Annotated in this window: 13 protein-coding genes; 7 read left to right on the forward strand and 6 right to left on the reverse strand. The window is 34.7% G+C overall.

Annotated features, from left to right (window positions below; all coding sequences use genetic code 11):
* Positions 1-44 precede the first annotated feature (44 nt).
* The 6 genes from AMQ68_RS05175 to mobA all read right to left on the reverse strand — a co-directional run bounded on the left by AMQ68_RS05175 (position 45) and on the right by mobA (position 6,768).
* Positions 45-641, reverse strand: coding sequence for a Crp/Fnr family transcriptional regulator (locus AMQ68_RS05175; RefSeq protein WP_054509522.1), 597 nt, complete (start codon positions 639-641; stop codon positions 45-47).
* Between the two features lie 468 nt (positions 642-1,109).
* Positions 1,110-1,289, reverse strand: a complete 180-nt coding sequence (locus AMQ68_RS25275; protein WP_160317976.1) for a hypothetical protein — start codon at positions 1,287-1,289, stop codon at positions 1,110-1,112.
* Positions 1,290-1,500: 211 nt separating this feature from the next.
* Positions 1,501-2,163 carry a hypothetical protein gene (locus tag AMQ68_RS05180; protein ID WP_123905617.1) on the reverse strand — a complete coding sequence of 221 codons (663 nt, stop codon included), beginning with the start codon at positions 2,161-2,163 and terminating at the stop codon, positions 1,501-1,503.
* A gap of 719 nt (positions 2,164-2,882) precedes the next feature.
* The gene (mobC, locus tag AMQ68_RS05185) at positions 2,883-4,883 is read right to left on the reverse strand and encodes a conjugal transfer protein MobC (RefSeq protein ID WP_054509524.1); all 2,001 of its coding nucleotides are present in this window, start codon (positions 4,881-4,883) and stop codon (positions 2,883-2,885) included.
* 152 nt (positions 4,884-5,035) lie between these two features.
* Positions 5,036-6,328 carry a conjugal transfer protein MobB gene (gene mobB / locus AMQ68_RS05190; protein ID WP_054509525.1) on the reverse strand — a complete coding sequence of 431 codons (1,293 nt, stop codon included), beginning with the start codon at positions 6,326-6,328 and terminating at the stop codon, positions 5,036-5,038.
* An 8-nt stretch (positions 6,329-6,336) separates the two neighbouring features.
* Positions 6,337-6,768, reverse strand: coding sequence for a conjugal transfer protein MobA (mobA, locus tag AMQ68_RS05195; RefSeq protein WP_054510025.1), 432 nt, complete (start codon positions 6,766-6,768; stop codon positions 6,337-6,339).
* Between the two features lie 677 nt (positions 6,769-7,445).
* Between mobA and AMQ68_RS05200 the strand changes: the two genes are divergently transcribed.
* From AMQ68_RS05200 to AMQ68_RS05230, 7 genes are all read left to right on the forward strand, one after another.
* Positions 7,446-8,213 carry a ParA family protein gene (locus AMQ68_RS05200; protein WP_054509526.1) on the forward strand — a complete coding sequence of 256 codons (768 nt, stop codon included), beginning with the start codon at positions 7,446-7,448 and terminating at the stop codon, positions 8,211-8,213.
* Positions 8,214-8,217: 4 nt separating this feature from the next.
* Positions 8,218-8,649, forward strand: a complete 432-nt coding sequence (locus AMQ68_RS05205; RefSeq protein WP_054509527.1) for a DUF3408 domain-containing protein — start codon at positions 8,218-8,220, stop codon at positions 8,647-8,649.
* A gap of 2 nt (positions 8,650-8,651) precedes the next feature.
* Entirely contained in the window at positions 8,652-9,272 is a 621-nt protein-coding gene (locus tag AMQ68_RS05210; RefSeq protein ID WP_054509528.1) for a hypothetical protein, read from the forward strand.
* A gap of 189 nt (positions 9,273-9,461) precedes the next feature.
* Positions 9,462-9,767, forward strand: coding sequence for a DUF4134 domain-containing protein (locus tag AMQ68_RS05215; protein WP_054510026.1), 306 nt, complete (start codon positions 9,462-9,464; stop codon positions 9,765-9,767).
* Positions 9,768-9,777: 10 nt separating this feature from the next.
* On the forward strand, positions 9,778-10,110 hold the full coding sequence (locus AMQ68_RS05220; protein WP_054509529.1) for a DUF4133 domain-containing protein: 333 nt from the start codon (positions 9,778-9,780) through the stop codon (positions 10,108-10,110).
* Entirely contained in the window at positions 10,107-12,614 is a 2,508-nt protein-coding gene (locus tag AMQ68_RS05225) for a TraG family conjugative transposon ATPase (protein ID WP_054509530.1), read from the forward strand. The genes AMQ68_RS05220 and AMQ68_RS05225 overlap by 4 nt, the downstream gene beginning before the upstream one ends.
* A gap of 19 nt (positions 12,615-12,633) precedes the next feature.
* Complete coding sequence (locus AMQ68_RS05230; RefSeq protein WP_054509531.1) at positions 12,634-13,266, forward strand: DUF4141 domain-containing protein; 633 nt, start codon at positions 12,634-12,636, stop codon at positions 13,264-13,266.
* Position 13,267 lies beyond the last annotated feature (1 nt).

Below are 13,267 nucleotides of genomic sequence, written 5' to 3' on the forward strand. Positions count from 1 at the left end.
AATAAATATGAAGCGAATTACCTGATCTACAAACTCTCTCTTATCTAACCAAAAATTTTACCATCTACGATTTTTACAAAATTTTCCTTCTCTAATAATTTGACTGTTCGAATAACTGTCTCCGTTCTTAAACCAGTTAAAGAAGCTAATTGCTTTCTGGTGTAAGGTACCTCATAATCAAAAGGTTCAAGCAGTTCTTCAACGCTTTTGAGATAACTAATCACCGCAATAATTTTACTACGAGGATCACCATATGCCATTAAATTTATAAGCTTACGTTGATGATTTATATATAGAGAAGTAAACTGGTAAAGTTTGATTATTATTTCAGGATTTTTTTCTAACAGCTCAAAAAATTTTTCTCTACTTATTGCATATATATCCATGCTACTTAAAGCTATTGCATTAATAGTATAGAAAGTTTCCGCACATAGATAAGTTTCCCCAACGGGCTCTCCCCTGCCTAGAATCTGATGTATAAATTCATTACTGCCAATTTTGTCACTTGCAATTTTTAAACTGCCCCTTTTGATTTGATAATAATATTGGGCATATGTTTCAGGACGAAGTAAATATTCACCTTTTTCTAAGGTTATCAGATGAGCCCCATGAGTTTTCAGCAATCTTTCTTTAATGATCATAATCTGTAAATTTTAAAGATTAAGAAATTCTGATTACGTTTGAATAAAATAAACAGCTTTAAACCTCATCCTTTGAATAGAATTGTAATATAGAAACAAGTTTTAACCCGTCATATGATTTAAGTCACAATACCTACTGATGTAGAATGACAATGATTTCTTATGAACGTTTAAATGGTAAATCTTTCTCTTAGATTGTTGTATAATTTTTTTATTATCAGTTATCTTTTTCATAAATGTTTTTTCTGATTTTTAATTTTCCTTAAATGCAATCTATTATATGTTTTTGTAACCTCCTTAAAAGAGGGTTTCATATTTTCTACATCATCATTGTATCTGCAGTCTTATTATGAAAATAATTGAGGCTACTATTTAAGTAGCCTCAATATCGATTTTGTTTACGCTCATCACTATAGTTCTCAAAAATAACAGAACTTTACATACCATAAAGGATGAGCATGGAAACTCTTAATCAATGAGAATAGGACCATTGCTGCATGCTTGTCCTAATGGAATACATACTCCATTGCATTTATACGATGTATGTGGATTACAAGGACAATCTTTAGGTGGAATATTAGAACAGTTAACAATTCCTCCGTTTAAAGATCTTAATTCAAAACGAGAAAGTTTTTTTAAATTTTTCATAGTTAAATAGTTTGTTAGTGATTCACTAATTTAATAAAAAAGCAGCTAATAGTCAAAAAAAGTTCTATAAAAAACATAATGATAAGATAAATAATATTTTGTACTCAAAATCTAGCTGACAATATCAATTAGAGTAGATCCTCAATTTTTTACACATCACTAATAAGAGGTATGTAATAGAATAATAGGAATTAGGATGAAGTACTCATCCCTATTGATAAACCCCATTAATCTGTAAAACACCTTTAGCCATAAATTGATTTAAAGAACTTACTGATGGTGCAGGTCTAGCTATTGCTAAATCTGCAGATGCACTTCCTGCGGTATTTCTTCTTGTGGCATATATTTCTATTGTATGAGCTCCAACTGATAGATTTGATGATTGTCCTAAAACAGACCATTTATCAGTAGTACCTGAAAAACCATTTCCTGATATAGCAAACATTCTGGTGGCAATTAACTTTCCGTCTAAAAATATTCCTATAGCATAGGAAATAGTCATATCACCTGTCATTGCTGCAGCTGAATCATATTGAACCATCCCTTCTACTGAAATATTAATCGTATTACTTGGCTGAATAATATTCAAAGTTGATTGTAATCCCGATATCTTTATCCAACTCCCATTTCCTGGTGTAATACTACTTGCCGGAACGCTATTTTCGTTATACGTAGTTGAACCTGTTTGTCCTGTTTGTGTAAGAAGCAATCCAGTGCTGTTACTTACAGAAGGTAAGACAAAGGTAAGATTACTTCTGTCAGTTGATGATTTTATCACTCCATTTGAATCAATCAATAAATAAGCTCCAGATCCCGCCTTTACGCCTTCAACTCTCAAGGGATCATTAGTTCCATTAGCTACAATATGCAGCATATTTTTTGGATTAGCAGTATTAATACCAACTTGAGCGAAGGTAGTTGCATAAGCTGAAAAAATTAATAAAAAGAATATTTTTTTCATTTTTAGTTTATTATTGTTAGAGTATAAATTAAGATTAAAAATAGCCTCTGGTATTCTTATGTTTTTTTGGGATCTAAAGAAATTTAAGAGGCTAATAAAGTGTTCATCTATGTTCTTAGAATCCGAATAATTCTATGATTTAAATTCTACTATTTGTATTTTTTAACACCAATAATTACCTGACAGAGTATTATTGATTATTTTATTAACTAAAAACACAATTTTCGTTAAAATTTTAATGGCGCAAAGTACCGATATTTTACTATCAAATCACGTAGAATACGCATCGATATATATCGACAATAATGTAGATATTTATCGATAAAACAAGATTGAAACTTCATCGCAGTTTCTAATAAAATATTAACTGTCTAATGAGTATGTAAAGGGCGGATTAGCTTGTAAAACAATATAATTCTATCAGCTAATAAAAAATAGAAAAGAATACTACAAATTTCTGAATACCATATCAATACTTTAGTATTTTACATATTTAATTAATACAATCGTGATGTAACTTTTATGGTAATAGATGCTATGCTTTGTAGCATAGCATCTATTTGGATAGCACTTTTTATAAACATATTTTTCTGCTAAGTTTAAATTCTAGTAAGAACGCAGAATTATTTAGCTTACTTTTTAGTAATCAAATGTTGCAAATCAGGATCATTCTCAATACGCTTCAACTCCTTTTCAATAATAGCCACAACATCACTTTTTATTTTTTTATATTGGATATCAATTTGATGTTTCATAGTATCCTCACCTTCTTCATTTACAAATGAGACAACATCTGGAATCTTCTGATAGTTCATGGTTTCAGCATGCACCTTTTCATTATCTACGACAATTTCAGCATGAAACATTTTCTGTTCTATGCGTTCATTGTAATTATCAGACACCGCCCCTACGAAGATTCCCTGAGTCAATGTCGAAATCTTAGAGGCCGGAATAAGACTGTCTAATTGCGTAGAAATTGAAGTTGATTTATCATTTCTGTTGATGGTCATACTTTGGCGTTTCTGCAAAACCTTCCCAAAACGTTCGGAAAGATTTTTAGCCGTCTCTCCAACGACCTGACCACTGAAAATATTACCTACCGTATTTTGTATCACTTTACTTTCCTTGTCTCCATAATCACGGGTTAATTGCGAAAAGTCCTGAAAGCCTAAACAAACCGCTACTTTATTACTTCTTGCTGTGGCAATAAGATGATCCAGCCCTCTAAAATAAATAGTAGGCAGCTCATCGATGATCACCGAACTCTTCAATTGCCCTTTTTTATTAATAAGTTTTACAATCCTGGAATTATAAAGACCCAATGCCGCAGAATAAATATTTTGCCGGTCAGGATTATTTCCCACACAGAGTATCTTAGGTTCATTAGGGTTATTAATATCCAATGAAAAATCATCACCTGTCATCACCCAGTATAGCTGGGGTGAAATCATTCTTGACAAAGGTATTTTTGCTGAAGCAATCTGACCTTGCAATTGATCTTGCGCTCCTCCCTGCCAGGCATCCATAAAAGGAGACAGGTAATTTTCTAATTCAGGGTAGGACGTTAGGATCGTAAACACATCAGAATATTTTTTGTTAAGCAATTCTATAGCATGAGGAAAAGTACAATAGGTACCACCGTCATATATCTTTAAAAACCAAATAATAGCTGCCAACAGGATAATTGGAGATTCAACAAAGAAATCTCCCTGTTTTTGAATCCAGCTTCTGTTCAGATTCAGCATAATGGTATAGGCTGCTTCATAGGCATCAGAAATATCCGTCATAAAATCAGGATTTAAGGGATTACATCGGTGACTTTTTCTGGGGTCATCAAAATTGATGATGTAGAATGTAGGTTTTACTTTATACGCATTGTGATTTTTTAGCAAATGGTTATAGGCAATGGTAGAAAGATCATCAAATTTAAAATCATAGATATACATAGAAAAACCTTTTTCAATCTGCTGTTTGATGTAATTATTAATAATCGCATATGATTTTCCTGATCCGGGAGTTCCCAATACAATGGTTGCCCGAAATGGATTTACAATATTAATCCAGCCATTATTCCACTTTCCTTTATAATAAAACCGAGTGGGAAGGTTGACTGAATATTCATTTTCCATCAATTGGGTTTCCTGCAAAAAACTTTCATTCTCATGATTAAAAACATCATCCATCAGATTATGGGATAGCAGCCTACTCATCCATAAGCCCGCCATAAGAAGAATAATATATCCTATGCCCAACGTCAGCATATATAAGAAAGTACCGATAGATGAAGATAATTGAAATAGAGGGGTATTAAAAAAGTAAAGTATAAACCCTACGATTAAAGCAAGATTAATGTTAGACCAGATAATCTTCTCATTTTTTACCCCTTTTGTTCCCAGACAGCTCAAGGCAAGCAATACCAGTGCAAATATTTTGGTATAGAGGGGATGGGAAAATAGTTTTGCTGTTTTTTGGAAATTGTACAATATGGTATTTATAATCTCGAGCGTCCATCCTCTTTCCATAAAAAAACCATAACAATACCAGTATAGATGCATCAAAAGAATGAGTATGCTCACTGCTCTCATGAAGGCCATAATCTTTGCTAAACCTCTTAAGTCATCTTCTCCCTGCATTTCTTATTATTTAAAATCGGGAGTGAATATAAATTTTGCTATTCCTTCGAGAAGAAAACAGGAGACATTGGCTTTCAGATGGATACATTTGGCTTACAGCACAATATCTTAGCAAAAGAAAATAAACAGACTGTATCTGTTGTAATTCTTTTTTAAAGATTTCGTTTCCTTCTTTTTTTCATCCGAGACGCAAATTGCAATTCCTGATCATCTTCATTTTGATTCAGATAGAATAGCCCGCCTACTCCATCAATAATTCCACTCATATCCTGATGATTACTTTGCGGGCTGTCTAAAAAACTAAACAAAGGATGGATACTATCCAATAAAGAATCCTTATAATCTTCAACATTTAGAATTTCCGTCTTTTGATCAACGGTCTGTTTTACATCCGCCCCTATTTTTTGAGTCCATCTTTCATTAAAGGAATTGATAGAAAACTCTTTTCCCAAATGCGAACCATTCCACACTGTTTTAGAATGATGGTCAACAAATGTGATTCCGTATCGATGTCCATTATTATTTCTGCGGATTACAGTATTAATGCCTTGCTTCGTTAATATATTTTTAAAATCCTTTTCATTATTGGTAGATCTTATCGTATTTAAAATAGCTGTACTAAGACTTAGTTTTGATGCATCATTTTTTAAGGTTTCTTTGCATTTAGTAAAATAATCCTCCAAAGCCGCCAGCCCTGAGTTTTTACCAAATAAAGATGCTTTGAAAGAATGCCCCATGCGCTCTCCTTTTGAGTTGAGTGGAAAATACAACAATCCGCTTTTCATCTTTCCGCTTAATTCACCTTCTGTCTTTTCAGCAGCAATATTGAATAGAGAAAGAAGCGCATTGTATTCACCCAAAGATCGAAACTTATAATAACTGGGTAAATAACGAATAACAGAAGCAATCTGACTTTTCACATCACCAGAGGCATATTCTACGGGACGAAAAATCTTTTCATTCCGACGTTGCTCTTTTTCCGTAGCAGGGATCAAGCTATACTTTTTTTCTATCTTTCGACAAAGATTCATAGACCTTCTTTTTTCAAATGTATCCGAGATCTTTCTGCCTTCTTCGTCCACACACACAGATACGATATGGATATGAATACGATCGATATCCGTATGCTTGAAAACCACAAAAGGTTGCTCTCCATACCCCATTTCCTGCATATAATCTTCCGCCATTTCTCTGAATTGATCATCACTTACCTTATCTTTAGGATCAGGGTTAAGCGAAATATGTACGGTATGCTTCTCTGTATTTCGGTTCGCAACAAGATAAGATTCAAACGATTCTGTTAATTGAGAAACCGTATACTTCCTGTTAGGAGTTTCAATCATTCTGTTTGTAAGTAAAATCATTCCGCTCCCTCGTTCAATTTTGACATTATTATATGCCAATGCTCCATACAAATTACTTCCCCTTCCAATTTTTGCAATCATAACACACTCTATTTTTTCAGATACTGCAGTTCAAATTCTTCTGTAAGCTTTATGATTTTTTGACATAAACCAGTCATTTCTACGGTCTGTTTTGCCAGTGTATTGAGTAGTGCAGTCGCTTTCTGTTCAGAATAATTGGTGTATAATACTTTCACCACTTGATTATAATTGACTCCCACAGCCCTAAACTGAGTATATAAAGAAGTTAATCTCATGTAAAAATCCATAGAGCCTTTATCAATTTTGACTGTTCTTATCTCACGGGAAAATAATGCGGAAACAATAAACTTTGCTTTGTTTGTAAAGCCAGATGCTTCAAAAAGCTTCATCATTTTTATATTTTCCTCGTTGGTCAATCTAAAAACATGACGATAGATGCTGGGATTTATTTTAGGTTTTCGTCCCCCTCTATTTCTGTAATGATGATCTTTCTTATCCATTATATCCATTTTAAATACGTTAACAAACCTCGACTTCGGAGAGTGTTTGCCCCCCGGTAGGGCAAGTTGTTTTGAGGTACAAAAAAACAGTTATGAGGCACTCAAAACACAACTTGCCGTGTTCCTATGAACACCAAATAAAGCACTTATTGACTGAGTAAATAACGAAACAAAAACAACCAAAAGCAATTGACATTTTATTCATTAGCATTGAAAAAATTTATAAAACCTTCTTCAGTCAAAACATCTTACAAAGTAAAATCTCATGATGTTTTGATTGTAGTATAACAATCTGCCAAACACTTCCTTTCGATGACAAGATCTGCCCACATTATAAAAGTACCTATCAATCTCCATTTCTTTGTCTTTACAGGATTGTACAGGGATATAATTAGTTAGGCATGTAAATATTTACATAGACCTCCATGCAGAAGAATAGGGACAGATACCTATTGAAATGGAGATCTCTGAGCAGATAGTTCTATATGAACGAATGTATGTACATCCATCAGTACAATGGTACAATAAGTACTTACCTGCTTAAAGCTCTCCTTATATATGCAACTGTATAGAAAGCTTTGTACATATGTATACCTTTAAGATACTACCAATATACATGAGATAAAATATAACTGAAGTTATACATCAATACATACATAATTAAAAATATTGAAAATATGAATTCACAACACAGCACAAAATTTATTGCTTTTTCTTCCCAAAAAGGAGGTGTCGGAAAAAGTACATTTACAACTTTAATAGGAAGTATCTTACATTATCGCCTTGGGTATAATATTGCCGTATTCGATGTCGATTTTCCACAACATAGCTTAATAAAAATGAGGTCCCGTGATCTTGTAACGGTAATGGAAAATGAAAATTTCAAAAAGCTTGCTTATAAACAATTTACCACCATCAACAAAAAAGCATACCCCATTATTCAAGGTAAGGCTGAGAGTGTACTGGATGCCGCTCAAGAATTTATAAACAACTCCTCTATGCCTATCGATATCATTTTCTTTGATCTGCCGGGAACTGTGAATACTCCAGGCATTCTGAATACCTTAGCAGCCATGCATCATATTTTCACTCCAATCACAGCAGACCGCCTGGTCATGGAGAGTACATTGATTTTCACACAGCTGCTCCAAGATGTTATCATGAAAAAAGGAGGAACTTCTATAGAAACAATCCATCTCTTTTGGAATCAGGTTGACGGACGAGAAACAACTCCTTTGTATAAAACCTATGATCAACTTATTAAACATTTGGGCTTAAACCTGATGCAAAGCCAGGTCAAGAACAGCAGTCGTTTCCGTAAAGAAAGTGAGGTGAATAGTAAAGTGGTCTTCCGTTCTACACTACTCCCTCCAGATGAGCGTTTGATGAAAGCCAGTCAGCTGGATCTTTTTATCAATGAATTTTTAAAAATCATTCAATTATAGCGATATGGAGAAAAATACTACTAAAAAAATAACACCCGATATCGATGAAGAACTGATGATGAATCTGATGGTTGACGGCGTTAAAAAAGAAGGTTTAGAGATTCAGCCAGTACATATCGTAGAAAATGAAAAATCTAAGTTTGAAACCGTACCGCAGGGAAAACTTATTCCTAAAGAAAAGAGCAAAGTAAAAAGAACCATTGAAATAGATTACGAAAGCACTTTTTTAAGAAAAACAGATACCAATGCCCGTGATGGTAAGACCGTTTATATAAGACCCGATTTCCATGAAAAGCTATCTCGCATAGTACAGGTTATTGGTGAGGATAAGTTCACTATTTATGCTTATTTAGACAATTTACTCTCCTATCACTTTCAAGAATTTGGGGATCAGATCATCAAAAGTTTTAATGATAAATACAAACCAATTTTATAGCTATGGAAACGATCATCTTCTTATGTCTTCTGATTGTCATTGCATTGCTTTTGCATGATAAGATTTTCAAAAAAAATTCGAAACAAAAAATGCCAAAGGAAAAACTCAATCTGGATACCCACATGCTGGGTCATCCTAAATCTGTAATAAGCTTGTCAAAAGAGAAGAATTTTATCGAAACACAGATTCATAAGCCAACTATTAATTCTGACAGTACAAATGTGGAATCCGATCAAAATAACATTCAAAATATTAATGAAAAACAAGAAAATACATCCAATACCCAACTTGATTTTAATGCGGAGGAAGAAGAATTTAAAAAACAGAGAGTTTCACGTTCGGACCACAGTTTAGCACAAGGGATTACCGGTGAAGAATTTAATGCTGCGAAGATACTCCTGCAAAAAGATAAAGTATACTTACCTGAGCAAGAGACATCAACAGCTCTACTTCAAAAGATACACGGTACAGAGCTATTCAATTTATTGGAAAGCTCTATAGAGGGAGCCTCACAAAAAATAGCAGAACTGTTAGATAACAGCTTTCCTCCTGAAGCTGATATACATACTTCCTTATTCCTAAAAGATGATTTAAACAATTTTGATATCGAAGAATTTATTTAATTAATAAATCGTTGGAAAAGAAAACACTAACCGTAATACGTTGGTATTTTTTTATTCATTAATGGAAGCCAATGACTGCCAAACAACTCCTGTAAACGACTATTTATCAGAACCCATCTATTTCCATAACATCTTTGTCAGCAGACCTGTAAGGTGCAGGATCACAATAATAAATTTCATGTTTTAGTTATGGAGAAACAAAGAGAAAAACTACTGATGGTAAGTTTAAGCTTACTTGTAACGACAGCAGCTCTCGCCCAAGGCAACGGTACGGCAGGGATCAATGAGGCCACCCAAATGGTAACTTCTTATTTTGAACCCGCTACCCAACTTATCTATGCCATTGGCGCAGTAGTCGGATTGATTGGAGGAGTCAAGGTCTACAATAAATTCAGCAGTGGAGATCCTGACACCAGCAAAACAGCAGCAAGTTGGTTTGGCGCCTGTATATTCCTCATCGTAGCGGCAACTATACTCCGTTCATTCTTCCTTTAAAAAGATATTGATGAATACATATAACATCAACAACGGCATCGGAAGAACCGTAGAGTTCAAAGGATTAAAAGCACAGTACCTGTTTATTTTTGCAGGAGGATCACTCGGAATACTTATTCTTTTAATGATCATGTATATGGCAGGAGTCCGCAGTTACATCTGTCTTTTTATGGGAGGTGTAACAAGCGGCGTTTTAATAGGACAGACTTTTTCACTGAACAGGAAATATGGGGAACATGGTCTGATGAAATTACGTGCTGGGAAGAAGCATCCGCGATACATCATTAACCGAAAACCCATATTCAGAATCCTCAGAATCATTTCTAAAAAAGAGGCAGCATGAGAAATACTTCCAAAACATCAACCCTGGAGAGTAAATTTCCATTGCTGGCAGTAGAAGATAGTTGCATTATCTCAAAAGAGGCAGATATCACCATTTGTTTTAAGGTGAGGTTACCTGAACTTTTTACGGTGGCATCAGCAGAATATGAAGCCATTCATTCCACCTGGCATAAAGCCATAAAAACATTACCTGATTTCAGTATCGTTCACAAGCAGGATTGGTACATCAAAGAAAACTACCAACCTGATCTGTCACAAGACAGCCAAAGCTTTCTTTCAAGATCTTTTGAACGTCATTTTAATGAAAGACCTTTTCTCAATCATTACTGTTACTTGTTTATCACCAAAACGAGTAAAGAACGGATGAGAAGCCAAAGTAACTTTTCATCACTTTGTAAAGGAACTCTTATTCCCAAAGAACTAAGGGATAAAGAAACGATCAGCAGATTCATGGAATCAGTTGATCAATTCGAAAGGATTATGAACGACAGTGGCTACATCCATATGGAAAAAATGACAACAGATGAGATCACTGGAACTCAAAATCAATCAGGACTGTTAGATCAGTATCTTACGTTATCGAGAGAAACAGGTACTCCGCTTCAGGATTTGGCACTGGGATCTGAAGAGATGCGGATTGGTAATAATCGGATCAGTATGCATACACTCTCTGACACAGATGACCTTCCGGGGAGTGTATCCTCTCATATGAGATATGAAAAATTAAGCACAGACCGAAGTGACTGTTTATTATCCTTTGCTTCTCCCGTTGGACTTTTACTGAACTGTAATCATGTTTATAATCAATACATATTCATAGATAACAGTGATGAAAATTTAAGCAAATTTGAAAAATCTGCCAGAAATATGCATTCGTTGGCCAGATACAGCAGAGCCAATCAGATCAATAAAGAATGGATTGAAAAATATCTCAATGAGGCACATTCTTATGGTCTGCAATCCATTAGGGCGCATTTTAACGTAATGTCCTGGTCAGACAATCCTTTTGAGCTCAAACAACTTAAAAATGATACCGGAAGTGCATTAGCACTTATGGAATGTAAGCCCAGACATAACACAACAGATGTAGCAACATTGTATTGGTCAGGCATGCCTGGTAATGCAGGAGATTTTCCAAGTGAAGAAAGTTTCTATACCTTCATCGAACCTGCATTATGTTTTTTCACTGAGGAAACCAATTATCAGAATTCACCGTCCCCTTTTGGAATTAAAATGGCAGACCGTCTTACCGGTAAACCGATTCATCTGGATATCTCTGATCTTCCGATGAAGCAGGGAATTATTACGAACCGGAATAAATTTATTTTGGGCCCTTCAGGGAGTGGTAAGTCATTCTTCACCAATCACATGGTCAGACAGTATTATGAGCAGGGCGCACATGTTCTTTTGATAGACACCGGAAATTCTTATCAGGGTTTATGTGAACTTATAAAGGGAAAAACTAAAGGAGAAGATGGAGTTTACTTTACCTATACCGAAGATCATCCCATCGCCTTTAATCCTTTTTATACCGATGACGGCGTATTTGATATAGAAAAAAGAGAAAGTATTAAAACGTTGATTCTTACCCTGTGGAAAAGAGATGATGAACCGCCTACCCGCTCTGAAGAAGTTGCCTTATCGAATGCGGTAAGCGGATATATCGAGCAAATCAAAAAAAATGAGACCACTCCTTCTTTCAATGGTTTTTATGAGTATGTTAAAGACGGTTACCTGTTGATTCTGGAGCAAAAGAAAGTCCGTGAAAAAGATTTTGATATCGCCAATTTTCTCAATGTTTTAGAGCCGTATTATAAAGGTGGTGAATATGATTACCTCCTCAATTCGGACCAGCAGCTTGATCTACTATCCAAACGATTTATCGTATTTGAGATCGATGCGATAAAAGATCATAAAATTTTATTTCCGATTGTCACCATTATCATTATGGAAGGCTTTATCAACAAAATGAGAAGGCTAAAAGGAATCCGAAAAATGATACTGATTGAAGAGGCGTGGAAAGCTATTGCTAAAGAAGGAATGGCTGAATACATCAAATACCTGTTCAAAACTGTAAGAAAATTCTTTGGCGAAGCTATTGTGGTAACGCAGGAGGTCGATGATATCATTCATTCTCCGATTGTTAGAGAAAGTATCATCAACAGTTCTGACTGTAAGATCTTATTGGATCAGCGTAAGTACATGAACAAGTTTGATGATATTCAGGCTATGCTTGGTCTTACAGATAAGGAAAAAGCACAGGTTCTTTCTATTAATATGAATAATGATTCGGGCAGGTTATATAAAGAAGTTTGGATCGGATTAGGAGGAACACACTCAGCAGTATATGCAACAGAAGTCTCCACAGAAGAGTATCTCGCTTACACTACAGAAGAAACTGAAAAATTGGAAGTCATGAATCTGGCTTCAGAACTTGACGGTAATATGGAACATGCCATCAAGAGGATTTCTCTTAGAAGAATAAAATCGAACAAAGAAAATTAATCATTTACAATTTACGACAATGAAAAATATAATAATAACAATACTAATCTCAGTATTTATTGGTGCCACAACCTATGCGAAAGCACAATTTGTAGTCACCGATCCAACGAATCTTGCCTCTGGAATTCTGAATTCTGCCAATGAAATTGTGCAGACTTCCAATACCGTCTCTAATGTGGTCAAAAATTTTAATGAAGTTAAAAAAGTGTACGAACAAGGCAAAGAGTATTATGATAAGCTTAAAGCCATCAATAATTTAATAAAGGATGCCCGAAAGGTTCAGCAGACCGTCTTGCTTGTAGGTGATGTATCCGAAATGTATGTTCATAATTTTGGAAAGATGCTCAATGATCCCAATTTTAATACACAGGAACTTACCGCTATTGCCAATGGATATTCTGCCCTACTAACAGAGAGTACAGAACTTCTTAAAGAGTTGAAACAAATTGTAAGTACAACCAATCTGTCTCTTAATGACAAGGAACGTATGGATGTAATTGACAGAGTATACAAAGAGGTCAAAGAGTATCACAATCTGGTTCGCTACTACACGAACAAGAATATTTCTGTAAGCTATTTACGAGCTAAAAAACAGAACAATACCGAAAGGGTCTTACAACTGTATGGAACTTCAAATCAAAAATACTGGTAAA

Origin of the sequence: Chryseobacterium sp. ERMR1:04 (genome assembly GCF_001297705.1) — a bacterium.
In the GTDB taxonomy this organism is placed as follows: domain Bacteria; phylum Bacteroidota; class Bacteroidia; order Flavobacteriales; family Weeksellaceae; genus Chryseobacterium.

What these genes read in the sequence shown, in the direction of transcription:
- AMQ68_RS05175 (WP_054509522.1), bottom strand. Translation starts at nt 641, where the DNA reads ATGATCATTAAAGAAAGATTGCTGAAAACTCATGGGGCTCATCTGATA.
- mobC (WP_054509524.1), bottom strand. Translation starts at nt 4,883, where the DNA reads ATGCAGGGAGAAGATGACTTAAGAGGTTTAGCAAAGATTATGGCCTTC.
- AMQ68_RS25275 (WP_160317976.1), bottom strand. Translation starts at nt 1,289, where the DNA reads ATGAAAAATTTAAAAAAACTTTCTCGTTTTGAATTAAGATCTTTAAAC.
- AMQ68_RS05205 (WP_054509527.1), top strand. Translation starts at nt 8,218, where the DNA reads ATGGAGAAAAATACTACTAAAAAAATAACACCCGATATCGATGAAGAA.
- AMQ68_RS05230 (WP_054509531.1), top strand. Translation starts at nt 12,634, where the DNA reads ATGAAAAATATAATAATAACAATACTAATCTCAGTATTTATTGGTGCC.
- mobB (WP_054509525.1), bottom strand. Translation starts at nt 6,328, where the DNA reads ATGATTGCAAAAATTGGAAGGGGAAGTAATTTGTATGGAGCATTGGCA.
- AMQ68_RS05220 (WP_054509529.1), top strand. Translation starts at nt 9,778, where the DNA reads ATGAATACATATAACATCAACAACGGCATCGGAAGAACCGTAGAGTTC.
- AMQ68_RS05225 (WP_054509530.1), top strand. Translation starts at nt 10,107, where the DNA reads ATGAGAAATACTTCCAAAACATCAACCCTGGAGAGTAAATTTCCATTG.
- AMQ68_RS05200 (WP_054509526.1), top strand. Translation starts at nt 7,446, where the DNA reads ATGAATTCACAACACAGCACAAAATTTATTGCTTTTTCTTCCCAAAAA.
- AMQ68_RS05215 (WP_054510026.1), top strand. Translation starts at nt 9,462, where the DNA reads ATGGAGAAACAAAGAGAAAAACTACTGATGGTAAGTTTAAGCTTACTT.
- AMQ68_RS05210 (WP_054509528.1), top strand. Translation starts at nt 8,652, where the DNA reads ATGGAAACGATCATCTTCTTATGTCTTCTGATTGTCATTGCATTGCTT.
- AMQ68_RS05180 (WP_123905617.1), bottom strand. Translation starts at nt 2,163, where the DNA reads ATGCTGCATATTGTAGCTAATGGAACTAATGATCCCTTGAGAGTTGAA.
- mobA (WP_054510025.1), bottom strand. Translation starts at nt 6,768, where the DNA reads ATGGATAAGAAAGATCATCATTACAGAAATAGAGGGGGACGAAAACCT.